Raw genomic sequence first — 22758 nt, forward strand, 5'->3', positions numbered from 1 at the left:
GTACCGTCGTCATGACCATACTCCGGACTCTGGCCTCCGATCCCTGCGCTCTCGCCTCTGGTCCCCACTCCACTCACCGCTCCCAACCCACCTCTCACCGCTTCCACGCTCACCGATAACCCGGCCCATGCTAGGCTCCGCGCACCTTCACGGAGACAAGCCCATGACTCGTATTTCCTTGTGCCTGGCCGTTGTAACTGCTCTGGCCGCATCGCAACCGTTGTTGGCCGAATCACCCGCCGCCAAGACCAAAGCCGCTGCCGGCGCTGTATCGACGGTCGACGCCACAGCATTTGAAACCGTGCTGAAAGGCAGCTGGCGCACGCCGGACAACGTGGTGCGGGACAAGTACCGTCATCCAGCGGAAACGCTGTCGTTCTTCGGAGTGAAGCCAACGCACACCGTGGTTGAGATCACCCCGGGCGGTGGCTGGTATTCCGAGATCCTGGCGCCGTATCTGCGCGACCAGGGCGGTTACGTGGCCGCCGTGGTCGATCCGATGGCGGTGGCGGAAGGCCGTGGGCGCGATTATCAGCAGCGCGGCAAGACCCGCTTGGAAGAAAAGTTCGCCGCTTCTCCGGCACAGTACGGAAAGGCGGAAGTCGTGGCTTATTCGCCCGCCGCGCCGGTGTTCGGTGCGCCGGCTTCCGCGGATGTCGTGCTCACCTTCCGCAACGTGCACAACTGGCGCTCGGCCAAACAAGCCGAGGGCATGTTCAAGGGCTTCTACGCAGTACTGAAGCCGGGTGGCGTGCTGGGCGTGGTGGAACATCGCGCGGCCAAGGATGTGCCTGAGGACGACAAGTCCGGCTATGTCGGGCAAGCGCAGGTGATCGCACTGGCCGAAGCAGCAGGATTCAAGCTGGATGCCAAGAGCGAAGTCAACGCCAATCCCAGCGACACCAAGAATCACCCTAACGGTGTCTGGACGCTGCCGCCGTCGAACGATCACGAAGGCATCGATGCAGCCGGCGCCGCCAAGTACAAGGCTATCGGTGAAAGCGACCGCATGACGCTGCGGTTCGTGAAGCCGGCGTAGTACTTGGAATCAGCATGTTTCTTGCTCGTCATCCCAGCTTGCGCTGGGATGACGAACATCGTTTCTTGCGACTGATTTCCTTCCTTGCTCATCGCCTTCAACAAACCGTTCAACGTCCTGTGCCAATTCACCGACCGCAGCCAACCGCCGCGGCGGACGCTGGCGGAGTTCGGGTTGCCGCCGCAGGCGTACGCGGCAGGGCGATTGGATTACGACAGCGAAGGTTTGCTGCTGTTGACCGATGACGGTGGTTTGGCGCATCGGCTGACCGACCCCCGGCACAAGCAGCCAAAAACCTACTGGGCCCAGGTGGAAGGCGAGCCTGACGAGGCGCAGTTGTCGGCGCTGCGAACAGGCGTGGTCTTGAACGATGGTCCCACCCGCCCCGCACAGATTCGCCTGTTGGACGCTGCACCTGAATTGTGGCCGCGCGATCCACCGGTGCGTTACCGCAAGACGGTACCGGACGCTTGGCTGGAACTGGTGATCACCGAAGGCCGCAATCGGCAGGTCCGCCGCATGACGGCGGCCGTTGGCCTGCCGACCCTAAGACTTGTGCGGGTGGCGATAGGCGATATCGAATTGGAAAACCTCGCACCCGGTCAGTGGCGCGAAGTACAGGTGTAGGAGCGGCGTCCCGCCGCGAGCTCTTCCCGTCAGATCGGGAGAATCCAAGAGAAAAGCTCGCGCCGGGACGGCGCTCCTACAACACCAGCATCGGATGTGAGCCGCTACTGCTCGGTCGAAACCGAAGACGAATGCGCGCGCGACTTGCGGGCGGTGGTGCGCTTGTTGGCGGTGGCGCCGTTGACGCGACGCGCTTCAACCCGCCTGGACTTTCCTTCGATCGGTGCGTGGGCTTCGTCGTTTTTGCGCTTGCGGTACGCCGCATAGGCCAACAGCCCCACGCCAGCCGCCGCCGCAATGGCGATAACCGGATTGCGACGCACAAATCCTTGCGCCACCTTGGCACCGGTCTTCACCGCGCCCAAGGCCGCACCCGTCTGCAACAGTTTGTCGCCGCTGGGCACCATTTGTTTGAAGCTGTCGCTGGCTTGGCTGGCCAGTTCCATCGCGCGATCGGTGATGATCGTCAGTCTGCTCATGGGCATTCCCCTGTTGGGTGGGTGACGGCGCCAGTGTCCACCGAGCCATGTTTACAGCGCGTTAGCGGCACGTGCCAAGACCGACCAGGCACTGAATGGGGAATGGGGAATGGGGAATGGGGAATCGGGAATGGGGAATCGGGAATGGGGAATCGGGAATGGGGAATCGGGAATCGGGAATCGTAAGAGCTTTCGCTTTACCTCCCCCTTTTAGCTTTCAACAGCCGAATGGCTGGTCAAGGGGGATTGAGGGGGGTTTGCTTCTGCTCTTTCTAAAAGCAGAAGCAAATCCCCCGTAGCCCCCCCTTTTAATAAAGGGGCGAAAGCCAGATGCCTACATCCCGATGCTACGTACCCCGCGGCTTGGCGCGATGCGTCGCCGTGGCTGACCAGGGATCATCCGGCCACGGATGCCGCGGGTATCGCCCCTTCATTTCCTTTTTTACTTCCGGATAGGTGCGTTCCCAAAAACCACGTAGATCCTGTGTCACTTGCAGCGGCCGACCGCCGGGCGACAACAGGTGCAAGGTAAGTGGGACACGTCCGTCGGCGATCCGCGGGGTATCCGCCAGGCCGAACAACTCCTGCAGCTTCACCGCCAGCACCGGCGATTGCCCGTGCGTGTATTCGATGCGCCGCTCCATGCCGGAAGGCACGGTGATGCGGGTGGGTGCCAGTTGATCGATCCGTTGGCGCAGGGACCAATCCATTGACGACTTCAAGGCGTTGGCCAGTGCTTCTTCATCCAACGCATCCAGACGCGTCTTGCCCGAGAACGCCGGCAGCAGCCATTCGTCCAGGTTCGCCAGCAAGGCTTCGTCGGAAAGATCGGGAAGCCCCAAGTCCGGCATCCACTCACGCAGACAACGCACGCGCTCGCGCCATTGCTGCAGGGATTCGCTCCACGACAGTGCGGACAATCCAAGCTCGCGTACCGCGTCGGTCAATGCCGCCGCGGCGCGTTCCGGGTCTACCCGGCCGGCCGGTTTGGATTCCAGCACGATCTGGTCGAAGCGCGATTCGCGTTGGGCGACCAGTGCGCGGCGCGAGGCGTCCCAGCGCACGGCATCTTCGCTGATGAAACGTTCGGGAAATTCGTTGCGCAATACGTGCTCATCCAGCGGCGCGGCGCGTTGAATCAGCGCGTCCTTGGCTTCGTAACGCAGTTCGTTGGCGACCAGCCAGGGTTCGCCGAAAAGCGCGGTGTCGTCGAACAAGCGCGCCATGCGCCCGTTCGCCAATTGATAACGGCGCGGATCGCTGCTGTGTTGGCGCGCGATGCGGTCGGGAAACGCGTGCAACAACAGGTCGCCCAATCGGTGCGCCTCGATGGTGACCGGCGGCGCGGTGTCCACGCGGATGCGTCGCCGCCATTGCTTGGCGGCGCTGTCGATGACCGCCAGACCGGAACGGTTGGCCTCTGCCGGTGCGCGGCCGCTGCGGAAGGCAGCCAAGGCGCGCCAGCGCGCCGCCAGTGCATCGCCACCGCTACGCAGCGGATCACGCGCTTCGACCAATGCAGCCAGATCGCAAGCCAACGCGCGATCTTCAGCGCTTCGCGCGGACAGCAGCATCGCCGCCAGCCGCGGATGCGTGCCCAGCGCCAGCATGCGTTTGCCCGGCGGGGTGATCGCGTTGGATGCGCTCAGAGCCCCCAGTCGCCGCAGCAGATCGCGGGCGGCCGCCAATGCACCGGACGGCGGCGGGTCGACAAAGCGCAACGCGTCGGTGCCCCAGGCGGCGAGCTCCAAGGCGAGCGATGCGAGTTCTACTTGCGCGATTTCCGGCCGCCGCTGCGGCTCCAAGCGTTGCGATTGCGGCCACAGGCGGTACGTCCATCCTTCCGCCACGCGGCCGGCGCGGCCCGCGCGCTGGTCGGCGGACGCGCGCGAGATGTTGACCACCTCCAGCCGTGCGAAGCCGCTGTTGGGGTCGTAACGCGGTTCGCGCGCCAGCCCGGCGTCGATCACCACACGCACGCCTGGTAGCGTGACCGAAGACTCCGCGACATTCGTCGCCAACACCACGCGGCGGCGGCCCTGTGGGTCTGGCTGCAGAGCTTCGGATTGTTTTTCGACGGGTAGTTCGCCGTGGAGCGGGAGGATGACGATCTCATTCCCTTCCCCCTTCGGGGTGAGGGCGTGCTGCTCGCGAGCCATCGGCTCGCGCACGCCTGAACGCCCTGCGTGCTGCGCAGGGCCGGGGCGCGCCGCGAGGTGCCCCAAAAGGGCGGATGAGGGTACGGCGGAGTCTATGAAATCGGAACCACCACTACTTCGCCGCACCCTCTCCCCAACCCCTCTCCCGGCGGGAGAGGGACTCAGAATTGCCTCCACTTTCAAAATCTCCCGCTGCCCCGGCAGGAACACCAGGACGTCACCAGGATGCGTTTGCAATGCTTCCTCGATGGCACGGCGTGTCTGCAGTTCCAACGATTCATCCCGGCGCGCCGGGAAATGGGTGATCTCCACCGGATAGCTGCGGCCTTCGCTGCTGAGGCGTGGCGCCTCGAGGAAACGCGCGAGCTTTTCGCCATCCAATGTCGCGGACATCACCACGATGCGCAGGTCTTCCCGTAATTGAGCTTGCACGTCCAGCGCAAACGCCAGACCCAGATCCGCGGATAGGTGGCGCTCATGGAATTCGTCGAACAGGATCGCGCCGACGCCTTCCAGCATGGGGTCGTCCTGGATCATCCGGGTCAGGATGCCTTCGGTCACCACTTCGATGCGGGTACGCGCGGAGATCTTGTTTTCGAAGCGGATGCGGTAGCCGACCGTGTCACCAGGGGCTTCGCCCAACTGCTGGGCCATGAAACCCGCCGCCGCGCGCGCGGCCACCCGGCGCGGCTCCAGCATGATGATCTTGCGTCCTTCCAGCCAATCCTCGTCCAGCAACGCCAGCGGTACCTGCGTGGTCTTGCCGGCGCCCGGTGGTGCTTCCAGGACCAGGCGCGGGTGCGCTGCGAGCGAGGAGCGGATCTGCGGCAACAGGGATTGGATGGGAAAAGATGGTGCAATCATCCGCAAAGGCTAACGGTAACGCGCCCGCATTGCAGGCTCGAAGTGCGACGGCCTGCGATGCGGCTGTCATCTGCATGGGCTAGATTCGGCCGGACCCTTCCGGAAAGGATTCGCCGATGTCGCCAGCACATGCGTTTTTCCGCCTGCTTGGCTTGGCCCTGTTGCCGCTGTGCAGCTATGCCCAGGCCGAAGTCTTCATCAACGAATTGCACTACGACGACGCCACCTCCAGCGGCGACGTGGGTGAACGCATCGAGGTGGTCGCCACCGCCGGCGAAAGCCTCGGCAGCTACCGCATCTATCTGTACAACGGTTCCACACCGAGCGCGGCCACCACCTACGACAACGACCTGGTGCCCGCCGGCAGCCTGGTGAGTTGTGGCGGCAGCGTGCGCATCGCCACGCTCAGCTATCCCACCAACGGCATCCAGAACGGCGCTAACGACGGCATGGCCCTGGTCGATGGCAGCGGCAACGTGGTTCAGTTCCTGAGCTACGAAGGCGCCATCACCGCCAGCAACGGCCCCGCCGCGGGCCGCACCAGCAGCAATCTGCCAGTGTCGGAAACCGGCAGCACCACCGCCGGCACGTCGCTGCAACTAGGCGGCAGCGGCAGCCTGGCCAACTTCACCTGGCGCAGCTCCGCCACCCAGACCTTCGGCGGCTGCAACAACAGCCAGAGCTTCTCCACTCCCAATGTGCCGCCTACCGTGACGGCCACGACGCCAATCCAGGGCGCTGGCGATTTTCCCGCCGCTGGCGATCTTTCGGCGAGCTTCAGCGAATCGGTGAGCCTCGCCAGTGGCGCGCTCACCCTGGTGTGCGCCACGTCAGCCAATGTGCCGCTGACGCACGCCAGCTCCGGCAGCGGCTTCCTGGTTTCCACCAACACCGCGTTGCACGCCGGCGAAAGCTGCACGTTCCGCGTGGTGGCCAGCAAGGTCTCCGACACCGGCGGCGCGCATCCGGTACAGGACACGGCGATCGATTTCAGCGTCGCCGATGGCGGCGGCCGCGGTGATTACTACTCGCGCGTCAACACCAGCAGTGCGTCGCAGCTGCGTTGCTCGCTGCACGCCACCATCAAGGGCCACACCGCGTATCCGTATAGCGGCGGCACCACCAACACCTGGACCATTCTGGAAATCGCCGACGAGGATCCCAACAACGCCGGCCGCATTCTCGATGTCTACCGCAACCGCAGCTACGCCAAAGGCAGCCAACGCGCGGGCACCGGCACCGGCATCACCTACAACCGTGAGCACACCTGGCCCAAATCGCTCGGATTCGGCAGCGCCACCGGCGACCTGGGCCTGCCGTACGCGCCGCACACCGACACCCACATGCTGTACCTGAGCGACACCGGCTACAACGCCGACCGCGGCAACAAGCCATACGCGGCCTGCACGCAGTCCTCCGGTTGTAGCGAACGCGCCACCGAAGCGAACAACGGCTTTGGCGGCGGCAGCGGAACCTATCCCGGCAACGGCAACTGGTTCAAGGGCCCGGACGGCAACAGCGGTTCGTTCGAAGTCTGGGGCCATCGTCGCGGCGATATCGCCCGCGCGGTGATGTACATGGCGATCCGCTACGAAGGCGGCGCCCATCCTGGCAACGGCCAGTCCGAACCGGACCTCGAGCTCACCGACAACCGCAGCCAGATCGTCATCACCTCCGCCTCGCCCGCCTACATGGGCCTGCTCTCCACGCTGGTGGCCTGGCATCAGGCCGATCCGCCGGATGCGGCCGAGCGCGAACGCAATGAGGTGATCTACAGCTTCCAGGGCAATCGCAATCCCTTTATCGACCATCCGGAATGGGCGACCTCGGCGCTATTCACTTCGAACAAGCCTGCATCCTGCCAATTGAACTGACCACTCACGCGCGACGCCGGCGGATACCACGCCGGCGCCGCGGCCGTGCTTGCGCACATTGCTAAACTTGCGCCATGCAACTTATCGATATCGGCGCCAACCTCACCCACGACAGTTTCGATCACGACCGCGACGCGGTGCTGCAACGCGCGCGCGATGCGGGCGTGGTGCAGATGGTCATCACCGGCGCCAGCCGCGAACATTCGCCACAAGCACTTGCCTTGGCCCAGGCGCATCCGGGTGAGTTGTTCGCCACCGCCGGCGTGCACCCGCATCACGCGACCGAATACTCCGACGAATGCGATGCCGAGATGCGTGCACTGCACGCGCATCCCCAAGTGGTGGCGGTGGGCGAATGCGGCCTGGACTACTTCCGCGATTTCTCGCCACGTCCGGCGCAACGCAAGGCCTTCGAACGCCAGCTGCAGACCGCGGTGGACCTATCGGTGGGAGGCGTCGGCAAACCGCTGTTCCTGCACCAGCGCGATGCGCATGCGGATTTCATGGCGGTGATGAAGAACTTCGCCGGCAGGCTGGGGCCCGCGGTGGTGCATTGCTTCACCGGCACCCGCGAGGAACTCTTCGATTACCTGGACCAGGACTGGCACATCGGCATCACCGGTTGGCTTTGCGACGAACGCCGCGGCCTGCACCTGCGCGAACTGGTGAAGAACATCCCCGCGAATCGCCTGATGATCGAAACCGACGCGCCCTATCTGTTGCCGCGCACCGTCAAACCGCAACCCTCGCACCGCCGCAATGAGCCGATGTACCTGGCCCATATCGTCGAAGAATTGGCGCGCGACCGCGGCGAAGAGGTGGAAACGACCGCCAGGGCCACCACCAACACCGCGCGCGAGTTTTTTGGCTTGCCCGAAGCCGATTGACGAGATCCTGGTAGAGCGGAGCTTGCTCCGCTGCTTTTGCTTTTTCCCTCGCGCGCGAACGAAGAGCAGCGGAGCAAGCTCCGCTCTACACAAAGCGAACCTTCGCACCGCCGCAACGAGCCGATGTACCTGGCGCATATTGTCGAAGAGCTGGCGCGGGATCGTGGCGAAGAGGTGGAAGCGACCGCAAAGATCACCGCGGATACCGTGCGTGAGTTTTTCGGTTTGTCCACCGTAGGTTGATGGGCCGCCGCTTCTCGTAGAGCGGAGCTTGCTCCGCTGCTTTTGCCGTCCGGCCTCATCATGCAGCGACTTCGGAGACACTCAGCCGAGCAAGCTCGGCTCTACAAGAAGCGCCCGGCGCAGCTCGCTCTACAAACCGCTCACCGATCCGTCTGCAACTCCTGCAGGTTTTGCGGCCTTTCGAAAATATCCGCGGGTACCGGCGCGTAGGTCACCGAGACAACGCGCAGCGAACGCGCTTCGTCGCGACCGGCCAGCTTGCCGCGGTAGCCCAACAGCAAACCGGTGGCGGCGTCGATCCACAGGGTGCCGCTGTCGGTGCCGTCCGGTCCGCGCCCGGCCGCATTGCGATAGCGCCAGCCGCGTGCGGCGCGTCCGGCGATGACTTCGCCGGGCGCCGGTGAACAGGTGGCGTGCAGGGTGTCGCAAGGCGCTTCCGGGTCGAACCAGAACGCGGTGCCGGCGCGCGGCAGCGGCATGGCCACATTGCCGGGCACGCTGACCAGCCAGCCTTCGCGGGCGGGCCCGGACACCAGCAGATAGGCATCGCGACCCTTGGGGTCGCTGAATTCGATGCGGGCGGCGTCGCCACGCAGGCGCAGGGTCAGCGGCATGCTGGTATCGCCCCGCGCGGCGACCGGTCCATAGCCTTCGGCGATGGCATGCACGACGGCTTGCGGGGGTTCGGACGCGGTCGGCGCCTGATCTTCCGCAACCGCACCGCCAGTGGCCAACATCACTAGCAATAGCCAGCTGCGCTGCCGCCGCGCCGACATGCGCCTAGCGAGCCAGTCTGGAGCTTTCATAGATCGGGGACTGCATGCGCACGACGGCAGAGGATTCCAGTGGCAAACGCCGGTGGTCGCCGACCGGGAACATCATCAGTGCTGGACGATAACTCTCGCCGCCGCTAACCAAATCTGACAAACCCACGATGACGAAGTCAGCAAACGGTACGATCAGTGGATAGTTGTAAGTGACCTTGATCTTGAGGATGTTGGCGTCCTGCACATTTACTCCGCTAGCGCCAACTCCTGCCCGACGGAAGGCCAGGCTGTCATTGGGCAGTGCATAACGCCCGTCGTACTGTCGCTCGCGGTACTCGTTGAAGGCTGCCCGCGTGGGCGATATCACGTCAATTCTGGAAAACACCTGCACTTCTGTAGCGCGCACCCACGCCATTTTCTTTCCGACTTCCACTATATCGGGAGAGGTCACGAACAATGGTGTGAGGCCACCAGCGAGTGCATATTGCATCTCCCCTTTGTCCACTCCGCTGACTGCACCAGCGCGCGCCGCCTGGAACGTGGCGTAGTCCAAGGCACTCTTGGCCCGGTAGATCAGTATGAACTGCAAGGTCACCAACAACAGGAACAGGAAGGTGGGCACCACGACGCAGAACTCCACCAACGATTGCCCACGCTGGCGGCGATGAATCGAAACCGGCTGTTTCATGACGTCCTCCGTTGGCCTTGTGGCAGCCGTGAGCCGAGAGGCATGCTGTCGACTGACATGCCGTTGGCCGATGCGATGTCGGCGGGCGCAGGCCGCCAAAGCAATAGTTCACCGCGCACTGGAAGCAGTGCTTCCAATCCGCCTACGGCAAGTTCCAGAGTGGCGTATGCGCCACGGTGTCCCGCTGTCCGCCATGGACGGACGCCGGCACGCCAGCCCAGCACTTCACCTTGCTTGGACAAGAACACCAGATCCAGCGCATAGCCCATGCCCAGCGTATGTACGCTGCCGCACGGGATCAGCAGCAGGCCCTCGCCCGCCGCCAGCGCGGGCCGCGCCAACAAACCGCGCAGGCGGGTAAACGCATTGTCGGCACGCCACACCCGCGCCACCACGCAATCGTCGCCGCGGTAGAGCGCGCCAGCTTTCACAAGATGCCCTCCTGCTTCATCTGCAGATAGATGAAGTAAGCCAGCACCACGAAGATCAGGGGGAAGAAGAACATCACCAGCGGCAGCATCATCTTCACCGGTGCCTCCAGCGCCAGTTTTTCCGCGCGCAGGAAGCGCTCCTCGCGCCGCTGCATGGCTTGCGCGCGCAGGGTGTCGCTGAGACTGGCGCCAACCCGGTCGGCCTGGATCAGTGCGCTGGTGAAGTTGGATATCTGCGAAATGTCCATGCGCTCGGCCATGCGCCGCAGCGACTCGGCGCGCGGCAGGCCCGCGCGCAGATCGCGCAACATGCGTGAGAACTCCTGCGACAGCGGGCCGGGCGGTCCCTTCTGCACCGCTTGCTCGATCGCACCGGTGATGTTCAGGCCGGCTTCCACCGCCATGGTGATGAAGTCCAGGAACACCGGTAGATCGCGGATGACCCGCTTGCTGCGCAGCTTGCGTCGCTCGCCCAGCCACAGCGATGGATACATCCATCCCAATGGAATGCCGAACAGCAGACACCACAGCAGCGCGGAGGCGCTCATCTTCCCCAGCATCATCACCAGCAACAGGAACACCGTACTCACCGCGCCCGCGGCGACGATGCGCAGGCCGTACAGCTCTTCCGCGGTCAGCACGAAATCCTGGCCGGCCGACTGCAGCGCGCGGTGGGATTTTTCCAGTTGCGCGGACTTCAGCCGCGGCGCGGCCACGTAGGTCACCGCGGTGACCAGCGGCCACAGCAGGCGCAGCGCGGTGGGCAGCGGATCCTGATAGTTGCGGTCGCCCTGCGGCACCGCCTGCAGCAACCCCCGCATGCCGTACATCGCCAGGCCGACGGCGGCCATTGCCGAGAGTGCGACCAGGATCAGTAGCCAGTTCATATGTCGATCGTCATGATTTTTCGGCACATGCGATAACCCAGGTACTCCAGTACCGCGATCACCGCGATCACCAACCATCCCAGCCACGTGTGAAACATCGGCCGCATGGTTTCCGGATACGCCAGCACCAGGAACATCACCAGTCCAGCCGGAAGCATCGCCATGACGATGCCCTGCAGCCGGCCCTGCGCAGTCAACGCCTTGACCTTGCCCTCCATGATCAATCGCCGCCGCAGGGTATCGGCCAGCGTGGCCAGGCTTTCGGCCAGGTTGCCGCCGACTTCGCGCGAGATGCTCACCGCCGAAACGAACAGTTTGGCGTCGACGATAGGAACGCGCGCGGCAAAATTTTCCAGAGCCTGCTCGGTACGCACGCCCATGTGCTGCTCACGCAGGACCAGCGCCAGCTCCTGCGCCAACGGCGGCTGTCCGTCCTGCGCCAGCGCTTCCAACGCGGGGTTGAAGCCCACGCCGGCGCGCAGGCTGCCCGCCAGCATCAGCATGCCATCGGGCAGCTGCTGCTGGATCTGGTCCAGCCGGCGCTGTTTCAACCATAGATAGATCTTGCGCGGCATCACCGCCAGTAGCACCACGGCCACCGCCGGCAGCAGCAGGTTGCCGCTGATCAGCCACAGCAGCAACGGGATAGCGATCAATACCGCGGCATTGAGCACAAACAGGATCTGCGGATCGATAAACAGGAACATGTCGGCGAGGTTCATCCGCGCCTGATGCAGGAAGTTCTCCCGGTAGCGTTCCATGAAGGCCGCGCTGCTGCGCGCGATCAGCAGCCCGCACACGGTGAAGCAGCAGAACACCAGCACGCCGATGATCCACACGTTCATTCGCTGGCTCCGTTGCGGAAGATCGCCAGGTCCACTGGCACGCCGCGTTCGGCCAGCTCCTCGTAGAACTCCGGCACCGCACCGGTGGCGACGAAATCGCCGCTCACCCGGCCACCATCGCGACCTTGCGAACGGGCGCGGAACAGGAACACATCCTGCAGCTGGATGGTGCCGCTTTCCACACCGGTAACCTCGGTGATGTGGCTGACCTTGCGCGAGCCGCAGGGGTAGCGCTTCTGGTGCACGATCAGATCCACCGCCGAGGCGATTTGTTCGCGCACCACCGTCATCGGCAAATCCATGCTCGACATCAGCACCATCACTTCCAGGCGCGACAGCGTCTCGCGCGGGTTGTTGGCATGGGCGGTGGTCAGCGATCCCTCGTGACCGGTGTTCATCGCCTGCAGCATGTCCAGCGCTTCGCCGCCACGGCATTCGCCGACCACGATCCGGTCCGGGCGCATGCGCAAGGCGTTGCGGACCAGGTCGCGGATGGTGATCTGGCCCTTGCCCTCCAGGTTGGGTGGGCGCGCTTCAAGCGAGACCAGATTGGGCTGCACCAACTTGAGTTCGGCCGCATCCTCGATAGTGACGATGCGATCAGTTTCGGGAATGAAGTTGGACAGGATGTTGAGCAGCGTGGTCTTGCCAGAACCAGTACCGCCGCTGACGACGATATTGCGACGCTCGCGCACCGCCACGGTGAGGAATTCCAGCATCTGCTCATTGAGCGAACCGTACTTCAGCAGGTCCTCACCCATCAGTTTGCGCTTGGCGAACTTGCGGATGCTCAGGCTGGGGCCGCGCAGCGCGATGGGTGGGATGATGGCGTTGACGCGCGAACCATCCTTCAGGCGCGCGTCCACCATCGGTGAACTCTCATCGATGCGCCTTCCCAGCGGCGTGACGATACGCTCGATAGCCGAAAGCACCGCACGATCGCTGGTGAAGGAGATCGGAGACTTCTCAATGCGGCCGTCGCGTTCGATGAAAATCTGGTCGTGGGCGTTGACCATGATCTCGGTCACCGTGTTGTCGTCGATCAGATCCTCCAATGGACCCAGGCCGATCGCCTCGTCCAGCACCTCCTTGGCCAGGCGATGGCGGCTGATGGTCTTGGGCAGGTCGCCGAACTCACGGTCCAGCACTTCCTCGATCAGCTTGATGGTGGTTTCGCGCAGTACATCGTCGGTCATGCCGCGCACGTCCACGCGGCGCAGGTCCATCTGTTTGACCAATGCACCGTGCACGCGTGCGCGCCACACGTTCATGTCCGGCGGCAGGTCGGCGGTGGTCGCCAGTTCACGAGACTTCGATGCGGCTACCGCAGGTTCCGCCTTCGCGGCGGCGCCGGAGTTGAAGCCGATGGCATCGTTCGCCGCCTTGCCCACTCCTGTTTCATGCGCGTCGTCGCCGATCACCTGCAACTTGTATTCGCCGATCTCCAGCCGGTCCTTGCTGCTCAACGGACCATGCGTGCCGGTCACCCGCTCGCCATTGACCAGCACCGCGGCGCGTCCGCCATAAGACTCGATGAAGATGCCGCCGCTCTCGCGCTTGAGCATGGCGTGGCGCTGGGCGATGCTCCAGCCCTGCAGCACCACCAGGTTGCCGTCGCCTCTGCCGATACCGCATTCGCGGTGCAGGCAGCGCACACGGCGCTGATCACGGTTGGGGGTGTCGATCAGAATATTGAACATGGCATGGCACTCAATGGACCAGATCCTGATCGCGTTTGCGCAACGTATCGCTCGCCTGCTCGCGGATCTGTTCGCCCTTGCGAATCGCTTCCTGGTTTTCCGGCGAAGTCGGGGTGATCACGCGCGGAGTCAGGAAGACCACCAGGTCGGTACGGTTGCCGCGGAAACCGTCGGAACGGAACAGCCGGCCCAGGATGGGGATTTCGCCCAGCACCGGGAACTTGTCGGCGGTCTTCGCCGCGCTTGAGTCGACCAGGCCGGAAACCACGATGGTCTGCCCGCTACGGACATTGATTTCCGATTCGGAACGGCGGGTTATGAACCCCGGTATGCCATCCACGCTGACCGAAGGATCGACCCGGCTGACCTCGGCCATGAAGCGAGTGGATATCTCGTTGTTGGCGTTGACCAGCGGTTCGATGTTCAACCTGATGCCGTACTCCTTGAATTCCACCTGGGTCTGGCCGAACAGCGAGGACACCGGGATTGGAACCTCGCCACCGACCAGGAACTTCGCTTCGCCGCCGCTGCGCGCGCTGAGCTGCGGCGACGCCAGCAGGAACGCCTTGCCCTGGTTCTTGAGCAGGTTGATCCGCGAGGCGATCGAGGTCGCGATCCCGAAGTAGGCCTGGGTGCCGGAAATCCGGGTCGGCAGATCGAGGTCGTCGAACGGGCTGCCTTCAGGCAGGGTGCGGAAGTAGTCGTTGGTGGTGAAGTCCTTGATCAATCCGCCGGTCGGGCCATCGATCACGCTATCCCAGCGGATGCCCAGTTCTTCCAGCGAATTGCGGTTGAACTCCATGATCTGCACATCGATCAGCACCATCTGCCGCATTCCGACCGGATCGGTGCTGGTGAAGTTGAGCACCTGCGGATAGACCTTCTGCAGCGCGCCGATCCGCCCGGCGACGTCGCCGCTCAGTTCCTTGCCGGTCATCACCACATGGTCGCCCACCGCGTGCACCTGCAGTCCGGGCACATCGGCCATCAACGTCCTCACGGTGTCGGCCAGATTGCCGGCGTTGCCGGCCCGCACATGCACCGGCACATCCAGCTGGCTGCCGTCCTGCATCCAGAAGTGGATGGAGGTATCGCCGGGCTTGCTGCCGATGATCACCAATTCGCGGCGGCCGAGGTTCTTCACCTCCACCACTTCGCCACTGCCTACGGCAATCCGTTTCAAGCCCGCGTTGACCCGATGGACCACCGCCTGGCCCATATACAGGTTGATCTGCGATGGCAGCGGCGTGATCTGCGCGGCGGTCGCGGGGTGTAGCGCAAGGCTGGCCATCGCGGCGACGGTTGGCGGCGACTGGACCTCTTCGATTATCGGCGGTGGCTCCTGCGTCTGTTTCTGTGCGTGCAGGCTGGCCGAAAATAAAACCATGCCCATACAGAGCAGGCTGCGGCCCGCGATCGAGCCGAACCAGTTAGTGCTTAGCATGCATTCAACCCTTGCCGCCGATGATGAACTCGACACCGCTGTCGCCGGTGCGTCCTTGGCTGCCGCGCGAGGTTCGCAGCAGTTCCTTTTGGGTCAGCCCGTCGAGATTGAACGGATCCCGGTCTTCTAACTGGCGCAGCATCACCCGCAGGCTGCCGGCCTTGTTGGCGACGGTCAGGCGCTCGGCCTGCTGCGGCGACAGTTCCAAGGTGATATTCGAAAAGCCCTGCGTGTCCTCGGCCATCGGGGCGTCGCCGACACGGTTGCCGGTGGCCAGCACGTTGACGTCCTCCAGCAGCGGCAGAACGCGCGTGCCGGCCTGGTCCTGCTCCACCGCCAACAGGATGTCGACATGGTCGCCGGGGGCGATCATGCCGGAGATCGAGTTGGTCTCGTCCACTTCCAGGGTGTAGCCGACGTTGCCGGCCTTGATCACCCGCGAGAACTGGTCGTATAGCGGCACCAGCGCACTGGCGGCCAGCGGTGCGCCTTCGCGCACCGGCGCGCGCAGGATGCGGCCGACATATTCATTGTGATTGTCCGGGGTCACCGCATCGGCGGGGACCAGGTCCACCGGTACCTCGCGTGCGGCCAGGTCGCCTTCGCTGACGACCACGCCGGGCTCCATGTCCTGTTTAGGCACCGCGACGGTGACGGTCTCGCCGGTGTCCTTGGTCCGCGCTGCCACTTCATTCTGCACGTAGCGCACCGCGACCACGGCTGCCAGCCCACCCAGCGCGAGTGCGACCACGATGAATATCAGGTTCCGATTGGGTTTCAAGATGGCTTCCTTTTCATAACCAGCCGAGCGACATGGCGTAGGTGAAACTCGAATAGGCTTTGCGCAGCGCCCCGATCAATTCCATGATGATGTTGGGCTGCGCGATCAGCACGATCACTCCGAGCATGGTGACGATGCTGTACTCGATGAGCGCCGCGCCTTGCTGTCGCCGTGGCGAGAGAAGCTGAGTGCGGGATGCGTTCATAGCGTTCCTACTGTTGGATCTGGTTGGCGACGATCGAGGTGCCGCCGCCGCCGCGGTTGAACACCAGCTGCATCTGCTGATCGGCCTTGGTATAGCTGGCCATGCAACTGGTGGCGGTGCTGCCGCAGGGTTGGCTGCGTTCCAGCTTCCAGCCCTGCGCGGGCAGGCGGCCGCGATAAAACGCCTCGCTCTGCTGCGGCGACAGCGCGGTCTGCAGCGACAAGGTGCGCCCCGGGTTGTCCAGGTACTGGATATCGTTGAGCACCTGGGCGCCGGCCGGCTTCAGGAAACCGGCCCCCATCGCTTGGCGCGGCTTTTCCTTGGGCATTTTCATGATGCCGATCTGCGCTTCGCTGCCGGCGCCGTCGCGGGTAATTTCGATGGTGATGAAATGATCGCCTTCCGCGTGACCGACCACGGTCTTCGCACCCACTTCATTGACTACGACCTTTCCAGGCCATTGACGCTCGTAGAAGCCGACCAAGGCCTGCGGATCGACCTGCATGCGATGTTGGCTGACCCGCATGTGCAGGCCGTTGTTGATCATGTGCTTGGTCACCCATTGGCCGCTGCTGCCCTTCGGCACCGGCACGTCCGGCCAGTCCGCGGCATGGACCGGACCGGCGAGCAGCATGGCGGCCAGCGCGACCTCAACGACGCGGCGCATACGTCTCCAGCTTGTCGTACGGCACCACGTCCGGTTCGATGTAACCCGGGTCCAGCTTGGACAGCACGCCAAACATGGGGATCACATCCAGTCCATCCAGCACGCTACCGGCCTTGCTCAGGTTAGAGGCCGGCACCAATCCGCGTACCTGCGCCAGCACGGTCCGCCGATGCGGCCGGTTGCCCTCGCCGGCGCCGGAGGCATTCCACGGATCGGCTAGCAGCGTGTTGCTGGCCTGCATGCGCAGGCCAAGAGTATCGAAAGGTTCCAGGAACGCGGCAGCGGAACCATTGGCCAGGCGGATGTCCTGGATGTTGACGTTGAGGTTGGACGTCACCAGGCCTTTTTCGTTGGGTGGGAAATCGCCGGGTATCTTGCCGATCAGTCCAGCCACATTGCCGAGCATGCCGGGGGCGCTCGCGTTCTTGTACGCATTGACCCTGACGTCGCCGCGTTCCATCAGCGGCTGGTTGGAGAAGGTGTTAAGCAGCGGATTGTCCAGGCGCTGATTGGCGTTGCCGGTCGAGGCACGGCTGCGGATCGGCGCATCGCTCGTGGCGAAATGCCGGTCGATGGTGAGGTTGCGCATCTCGGTGGTGTTGGGTATCGCGTAGTCCGGCGATACCGTCGCCTGCCAGGCCGCCGCCCGCGCTGCTTGATGAGTCGCTTGGCGAATGTGGATGTACTTGCCCAGGATCGGCACCAGCAGGAACAGCGGCACCAGTACCGCGCACAGCACTGCTACTTCCATCAGGCTCTGGCCGCGCTGCCGGGCCATACCCGCGAACGGCCGGGTTCGACCGTGCGCGCTTCGATCCTGCATGCTTCGATCGCGCACTCTCCGAGCACTGATGATTCTCGCGTTCATGGCTTCGCTCCTGCGGCGGCGATGCGGGCCCGTTCGGGCCGCAACGATTCCTGGTCGAACGCCGCGCCGACTGTCATGGTCTCGGTGGTCACGCGGTAGCCATTGCCCGAGATAGGCGCCTGCTCGAGCACGATCAACTCGCGGCTGGGCCGATACTCATCGTTCTGCGCGCCCGGCGTGAAGCCCCATGGCGCGCCCGCCGACCACACGCATTGGCGATTGCCCACGCTTTGCGAAGTCCACTCGTTGCAGGGCTGGCCCGCAACCTGGCGGCGCACCGGGCCGCTGACGCCCGGCGGCGCGATGTCTTCGGAGGGATCAGCAGCGAAATGAGATATCGCTTCCGCGCTCGAAGGTTCTTCGACCTTCTCGCCGGTTGCAAGATCCACCTGCACGTAGCGCTTTGCATCCATCGTTTCCTGCGAGCCGTCGTAGCCCAGCTGGAAATGGCAGGTGCCGTCGGGGCCTTTGAGCGTCGCATCCCAGCTTTCCTGTCGGATCACCTCACGTTGGGCATCCATCCAAAGCTGATATCGCGTTTGTCCGACTTTCGCCACATCCTCTTCGGCGAGCGGTGTGGTCGCCAGGCCGGCGGCCTGGCAGGCGTCCAAGGCCTGCAGATAGGCGGTGCGCCTACCGTTCTCGCCTTCGCTCAGCAGTTCGACGATCTGGCTGACGTGTATCGGCGGCATCTTCGCCGACGCGTCGTCGGTGGCGTCCGCATCCTTCGCCCCCTCTGCCGAGGAAGCGCCGCAGGCGGTCAGCAGCAACAGGACCGGTGCCGGTAACGCGCGCAGCAAGAGCGGTCGTGATGTGCGCATCAGTTGAACCCTGCGGCGCCCGCCGCCAGCAATGCAGTCTTGGTCGCTGTCGGCGTATCCACCAGCCGCGCCTGCCAGTAAGGACTGAACAGATTGCCCATTTCCAACTTGTCGTCCTTCTTGCGGCGGAACAGGTCGTAGTTCGGCGGCCGGTTGAAATAGACCTGCGCCGACGACAGCGCGGCGAGTTTGTTGTTCTGCGCCTTGTCCTGCAGCGCCATGCGCGAACCGGCCGGCGCGCCGATGCCGGTGCTGCTGCTGGTGCGTGCATTGGCGATAGCGGTGTCGGCGTACACGGTGAAGATCGGGCCGGCGTTCTCGCCGCCGTCCGGATCGGTGGCCTTGCCTTTTTTCACGTCGTGGTAGTTGCGCAATCCGTTGTAGCCGGTGAAGTACGCCTTCTTGTGCTGGCCGCCATCGAGGGCGACGTTAGCGTCGCCATCCACCATCCGCGACGGCCAGCGGTTCTTGCGCGCGGAATCACCGTAAGGCCCATTGCGCACTCTGTCGTATTCGGAGTACCAGCCCCGCCCGTTGGCGAATCCAGGCATGAAACGCTGGTTTCGATAACTCGGCACCGCTTGTGCACCACCCCAGCCCAGAGGCATATCGATGTCGTCCAGCGGCCAGGGCAGGTTGACCTCCAGGCCCATCGTATCTACCGCCGCCCAGCGCGAATACTCGACCTGGTCGGTACCGCCGGCGGCGGTGAACTTGATCAGCCATAGGTCCACGGTTTCGTGACGGTCGCTGCTGAACCCATCGCGCGACTGCATCACTACATTGCGGTAACGATCCGCGCCGGCGCGCTGCTGGGTAGATCCGGTCGCCGGGCCGCCGTTGCCGCTGCGCGGGATCCGAAAGGTATCGAGATATTTCGATTCTGCGGCGAACAGCTGCGCCACCAGCACGCCTTTGCCGACCACGCCGATTTCGGCGTCGGCGACATTCGCCTTGACCACGTCGTTGGCGGTCTTGTAGCCATCAATTCTCGCGACGCCCTCGATAACCGAAGTCGCTGCCATGGCAAAAGCACCATTGAGTTCGTCCAGCACGCGCACGCTGGCTTGCGCTACCGGGTTGTAGGCCTTGCGGCTGGCCTTGAATACTTTTTCGGCAACCTTGAACACGGCGCTAAGCGCCTTGAAGATGACGCCCACGTAAGGAATGGCCGACAGCACATCCATCGCCGTACGCATGGTGATGCTGGTGGTGTGCATCTGGTTCATCCAGGAATACACACTGATGGTCTGCGCAATGGTCACCTCGTTGGCCACCCTTCCACGATTCATGTATGCCGCGAAATTAAACGCGCGCGCCTGCTGAGCGGCGACGCTGTACGCGGCCGCGTCCGATGCGTTGGTCAATTGCACTTTCTTGTTGACGACCTGGCCGGTATCGAACAACACCACCACGCCCACGCACAGCACCAATATCAACACCAGGCCAAGCACCATCGCCTGACCTGCCGCTGCGCCGCGAGCGACCGGGCGCAGCTGACGCCTGAATCTTGTTTCGGCAAACTGTGTACGCATTCCGCACCCCATGCCCACACCCGCCCGCCAATGCCTGGATCAGGCATCGACAGCGCTGTATAGAGATATTCAAGGGCCGCTGCGCGCGACACGCGCAGCGGCCGGCCCATATAAGGACTCGACTGGACGCTTACTTGTTCTTGTACGCGTCCATCCCCTTTTCTTTATCCGCCTCGCTCTGCGCTTGGTTGGAGGTGTTCTTGGCGCGATTGATCGACTGTGTGGCGCTTTGGCCCGACAGTTCCTTCGCCATGCCAGCCACCTGGCTGCGAACAGTGCCCCCAAAGAACGTCACGGCCGCGATGGCGGCGATGGCGATGAGTGCGGTGATGATGATGTATTCGGTCATGCCCTGACCGAGTTGCTTCTTGAAACCAAAATGCCTGGACTGCTTGTGCATCTGTTGCCTCTCCATGGTTTTAGATGACCCACGGTTTATATGGACCCAATCCAACAAGCAAATTGCAATAGAAATAAATAATTCGGAACAGAACACCAGAGGAAATGTTGGAGCGGGGGCTCGTATGTCCGCACGTAAACGTGTTTTCGATTGATGCACGATTTAGTGAGGACGCTTGGAGCCTAGCTGCGCAAAATTACAAATACAAGTCTTATGAACTCTGGCAAAACTTTTTCTTCCATATTTGCGCACGTTCATTTTTGTGCTTGTTTTTAGGCATTTTCTTCACTTTCCATAACAAGGATCGCCGTTGTCATGCGTTCTTCACACCATAGCGTGCTGTGATTCATAGCTGTTTCGAGACATGCTTCACGAAAGTGTCTGCGTGGGTTCACGCGCGGCACCAACGTGGTGAAAAGCGCTTTGGGCCTGCACTGTGATCGAGCTCCACGATGGCCTCGATGCGATGTAGGCCGCGCCGATGAAGATATCTAGCGCACATGAAGCCTCGCAATCGTGTTTACCTTTTCACTTGATCCCTGCGTGGTCCGTCCGCTTTAACGACGGTGGCCATATGGGTTGGCCGCTACAACTATCCCTCGTGCGGTGACGAAATGCCTCATCTGAAGCGGCATTGGAAAATGCGCGCGTCAATGCGCCAGGTAACAGGCGCGGCATTCACATGAATCGAAGTCCGTCGGGCGCTGTAGCTGGCGCCGACACGATCGAGCCGGGAGGCCGCTCCAGCCCGCAATTTTTTCTCCAGAACAAATGGAGGAAGATGGGGCCGGACGCATTTCCGATTCTGCGGACCCAAGCTGGGGCTGCGCGATTTTTTCAGCGCCGCTGGGGTGGAGAGTAACGGAGAGTGACCGAAACGCGGCGTTATGCGAATCCTCGACAACGACATCAATATGCGGTCTGCAAACCCACACCGCGATGCTTCATCCGGTGCGATTTTTTTTGCCACGACGATCTTTTCTGCCCAACTACGGATTCGTTCATGCGTGGACGGCGAAGGCCCGCGAAAGAAGAGACGCTCAAGCAAGAGTGGGTTCGTCTATCTGCAACGGAATACCGATTCCTGCCCGATCAAAGGCGGATCAACTCCACCCGGCGATTGCGCGCCTTTCCTTCTTCCGTGGTGTTGTCGGCGATCGGCTGTTCCTGGCCGAAGCCGGCGGCCCGCAGGCGTTCACCGGCTATCCCGCCTGCGGTCAGCGCGGTCACCACCGCCTGCGCGCGAGCTTGCGAAAGCGACTTGTTGCCAGCCGGGTCGCCGGTGCTGTCGGTGTGCCCGTTGACCGCGAGTCGGAGCGCGGGGTTGCCTTGCAGCAGCGAGAGCACCTGCGCGATCTGCGGCTGGGATTCGGGCAGGATCTCCGCGCGTGCCGAGGCGAAGTTCACGTGGATCGTCGCTTTGCCGGTGGCGTCCAGTTGTTGCTGCAGTTCTGCGGCAGGCAGGACCACCGCCGTGGCCTGGAACGGTTTGGTTTCGGCGATAACCCAGCCGCCGCCGGCGGTGTGGCTGCACAGATGGATCCAGATATCGCGATCGGCGCGGTGGATCACGTAGGTCTCGCTCGGATAGTTGTACACATCGCCCAGGCCTTCGGAATAGCGCACGCCGATACCTTTCGCGTCGAGTTGCTTCAGCGCTTGGGGCGGAATCTGCCCGCTCGCTACCTTGACGCCTCCCAGCGACGACACCAGCGCTTCCACATTGCGCGATACCTCCAGCTGCGAGAACGACTTGTTCTGTGCGGCGCCGAATCCGGCGGCGTAAATCTTCCCTTCGACCCATTGATACTGCTTTCCGGTCCAGAAAGGAAAGCTGTCGAAGTCGTTGGTTACCGGGTTGCCGTTCGCTGCATAGCCGGCCGGCAGACCGAGATAGGGAAACGCCCCCAGCGGCTTGTCGGAGACCGGCAGCTTGCCGATGTCGAAACCGTTGTTCGCTTGTTCGGCTGGCTTGGTTGGTTCGGCCTGTCCGCCAGGTTCGGCGGCTGGAACGCTGGCGGTGGCCGTCTCCGCGGCATGCTCTTGCTTACGCTCGCTGCAGGCGGTGGAAATGACGAGTACGGCAAACACGGCCAACGCCACGCGCAGCGCGGAGGAGGGAATCGCGATCATGTAAGACTTTCCCAGGGTTGAGGAGAGCGAAAGCTCACGAGAGCCGGGGTGGCTCAGGGTTGTGCGACTTGCTGCAGCAGGTCCTTGCAGACGTCGGCGGCGGGACGACCGCCATTGGCTTGCAGCGCCTTGTCGTTGCGGGCGTGCGCATCTTTGAAGCCAGCCTCAAAATCGGTGGGATAGTCGCCCATGCGCCCGTACAGAACCTTGCCCTGCTCCATATTTTTCCGCTTGTACGCGGCAAGCTGAGCAGCGGTGGCGCCGCAAGCCTTGGCATTGGAGTGGTTGACTCCGACCAGCTTGCCCCAGTTCTGTCCGGGGCTGCCGGACTGCGCATGCGCAGAGATGGCGACAGTCATCAACAAGGCGGCGAATACGATCTTTGGATTCATGCTGGGCTCCTTGAACCAGTGA

The 22758-nt window shown here is 63.2% G+C and carries 22 protein-coding genes; 4 read left to right on the forward strand and 18 right to left on the reverse strand.

Going from position 1 to position 22758, the window contains the following annotated elements:
* Positions 1–163: 163 nt before the first annotated feature.
* Together AB6O04_RS06060 and AB6O04_RS06065 are read left to right on the forward strand one after the other, a co-directional pair.
* On the forward strand, positions 164–1039 hold the full coding sequence (locus AB6O04_RS06060; protein WP_368562938.1) for a class I SAM-dependent methyltransferase: 876 nt from the start codon (positions 164–166) through the stop codon (positions 1037–1039).
* 84 nt (positions 1040–1123) lie between these two features.
* Positions 1124–1666, forward strand: a complete 543-nt coding sequence (locus AB6O04_RS06065; RefSeq protein ID WP_368562939.1) for a pseudouridine synthase — start codon at positions 1124–1126, stop codon at positions 1664–1666.
* Positions 1667–1770: 104 nt separating this feature from the next.
* On the opposite strand, the gene AB6O04_RS06070 is transcribed toward AB6O04_RS06065, so the two are convergent.
* Positions 1771–2145, reverse strand: a complete 375-nt coding sequence (locus tag AB6O04_RS06070) for a hypothetical protein (RefSeq protein ID WP_368562940.1) — start codon at positions 2143–2145, stop codon at positions 1771–1773.
* Between the two features lie 347 nt (positions 2146–2492).
* A complete protein-coding gene (gene hrpB / locus AB6O04_RS06075; RefSeq protein ID WP_368562941.1) occupies positions 2493–5168 on the reverse strand; it encodes an ATP-dependent helicase HrpB in 2676 nt (891 codons plus the stop codon).
* A 116-nt stretch (positions 5169–5284) separates the two neighbouring features.
* Between hrpB and AB6O04_RS06080 the strand changes: the two genes are divergently transcribed.
* Positions 5285–7042, forward strand: coding sequence for an endonuclease (locus AB6O04_RS06080; RefSeq protein ID WP_368562942.1), 1758 nt, complete (start codon positions 5285–5287; stop codon positions 7040–7042).
* Positions 7043–7116: 74 nt separating this feature from the next.
* Positions 7117–7929, forward strand: a complete 813-nt coding sequence (locus AB6O04_RS06085) for a TatD family hydrolase (protein WP_368562943.1) — start codon at positions 7117–7119, stop codon at positions 7927–7929.
* A gap of 383 nt (positions 7930–8312) precedes the next feature.
* Here the strand turns inward: AB6O04_RS06085 and AB6O04_RS06090 are convergent, their stop codons facing one another.
* The 16 genes from AB6O04_RS06090 to AB6O04_RS06165 all read right to left on the reverse strand — a co-directional run bounded on the left by AB6O04_RS06090 (position 8313) and on the right by AB6O04_RS06165 (position 22736).
* Positions 8313–8978 carry a hypothetical protein gene (locus AB6O04_RS06090; protein WP_368563177.1) on the reverse strand — a complete coding sequence of 222 codons (666 nt, stop codon included), beginning with the start codon at positions 8976–8978 and terminating at the stop codon, positions 8313–8315.
* Positions 8953–9627, reverse strand: a complete 675-nt coding sequence (locus AB6O04_RS06095) for a TadE/TadG family type IV pilus assembly protein (protein WP_368562944.1) — start codon at positions 9625–9627, stop codon at positions 8953–8955. The genes AB6O04_RS06090 and AB6O04_RS06095 overlap by 26 nt, the downstream gene beginning before the upstream one ends.
* Positions 9624–10058: a DUF192 domain-containing protein gene (locus tag AB6O04_RS06100; protein ID WP_368562945.1), complete on the reverse strand. Its 435-nt coding sequence runs from the start codon at positions 10056–10058 to the stop codon at positions 9624–9626. Before AB6O04_RS06100 ends, AB6O04_RS06095 begins: the two co-directional genes overlap by 4 nt.
* Complete coding sequence (locus AB6O04_RS06105) at positions 10055–10945, reverse strand: type II secretion system F family protein (RefSeq protein WP_368562946.1); 891 nt, start codon at positions 10943–10945, stop codon at positions 10055–10057. Before AB6O04_RS06105 ends, AB6O04_RS06100 begins: the two co-directional genes overlap by 4 nt.
* A complete protein-coding gene (locus AB6O04_RS06110; RefSeq protein WP_368562947.1) occupies positions 10942–11790 on the reverse strand; it encodes a type II secretion system F family protein in 849 nt (282 codons plus the stop codon). The genes AB6O04_RS06105 and AB6O04_RS06110 overlap by 4 nt, the downstream gene beginning before the upstream one ends.
* Positions 11787–13490, reverse strand: coding sequence for an ATPase, T2SS/T4P/T4SS family (locus AB6O04_RS06115; RefSeq protein WP_368562948.1), 1704 nt, complete (start codon positions 13488–13490; stop codon positions 11787–11789). The genes AB6O04_RS06110 and AB6O04_RS06115 overlap by 4 nt, the downstream gene beginning before the upstream one ends.
* Positions 13491–13500: 10 nt before the next feature.
* Positions 13501–14934 (reverse strand): type II and III secretion system protein family protein, encoded by a 1434-nt coding sequence (locus AB6O04_RS06120; RefSeq protein ID WP_368562949.1) that lies wholly within the window; start codon positions 14932–14934, stop codon positions 13501–13503.
* A 4-nt stretch (positions 14935–14938) separates the two neighbouring features.
* Positions 14939–15715 carry a Flp pilus assembly protein CpaB gene (cpaB, locus tag AB6O04_RS06125; protein ID WP_368562950.1) on the reverse strand — a complete coding sequence of 259 codons (777 nt, stop codon included), beginning with the start codon at positions 15713–15715 and terminating at the stop codon, positions 14939–14941.
* Positions 15716–15728: 13 nt separating this feature from the next.
* Complete coding sequence (locus tag AB6O04_RS06130) at positions 15729–15920, reverse strand: hypothetical protein (RefSeq protein WP_368562951.1); 192 nt, start codon at positions 15918–15920, stop codon at positions 15729–15731.
* Positions 15921–15927: 7 nt separating this feature from the next.
* The gene (locus AB6O04_RS06135; protein ID WP_368562952.1) at positions 15928–16587 is read right to left on the reverse strand and encodes a hypothetical protein; all 660 of its coding nucleotides are present in this window, start codon (positions 16585–16587) and stop codon (positions 15928–15930) included.
* A complete protein-coding gene (locus AB6O04_RS06140; protein ID WP_368562953.1) occupies positions 16571–17455 on the reverse strand; it encodes a hypothetical protein in 885 nt (294 codons plus the stop codon). Before AB6O04_RS06140 ends, AB6O04_RS06135 begins: the two co-directional genes overlap by 17 nt.
* Positions 17452–18276: a hypothetical protein gene (locus tag AB6O04_RS06145; protein WP_368562954.1), complete on the reverse strand. Its 825-nt coding sequence runs from the start codon at positions 18274–18276 to the stop codon at positions 17452–17454. Before AB6O04_RS06145 ends, AB6O04_RS06140 begins: the two co-directional genes overlap by 4 nt.
* Positions 18276–19811, reverse strand: a complete 1536-nt coding sequence (locus AB6O04_RS06150) for a pilus assembly protein TadG-related protein (RefSeq protein WP_368562955.1) — start codon at positions 19809–19811, stop codon at positions 18276–18278. The genes AB6O04_RS06145 and AB6O04_RS06150 overlap by 1 nt, the downstream gene beginning before the upstream one ends.
* A gap of 130 nt (positions 19812–19941) precedes the next feature.
* Entirely contained in the window at positions 19942–20211 is a 270-nt protein-coding gene (locus AB6O04_RS06155) for a pilus assembly protein (protein ID WP_368562956.1), read from the reverse strand.
* A 1092-nt stretch (positions 20212–21303) separates the two neighbouring features.
* Positions 21304–22344, reverse strand: coding sequence for an OmpA family protein (locus AB6O04_RS06160; protein WP_368562957.1), 1041 nt, complete (start codon positions 22342–22344; stop codon positions 21304–21306).
* A 53-nt stretch (positions 22345–22397) separates the two neighbouring features.
* Entirely contained in the window at positions 22398–22736 is a 339-nt protein-coding gene (locus AB6O04_RS06165; protein ID WP_368562958.1) for a hypothetical protein, read from the reverse strand.
* Positions 22737–22758: the final 22 nt, after the last annotated feature.

It is taken from the genome of Pseudoxanthomonas sp. UTMC 1351 (assembly GCF_040948865.1).
Taxonomy (GTDB): Bacteria; Pseudomonadota; Gammaproteobacteria; order Xanthomonadales; family Xanthomonadaceae; genus Pseudoxanthomonas_A.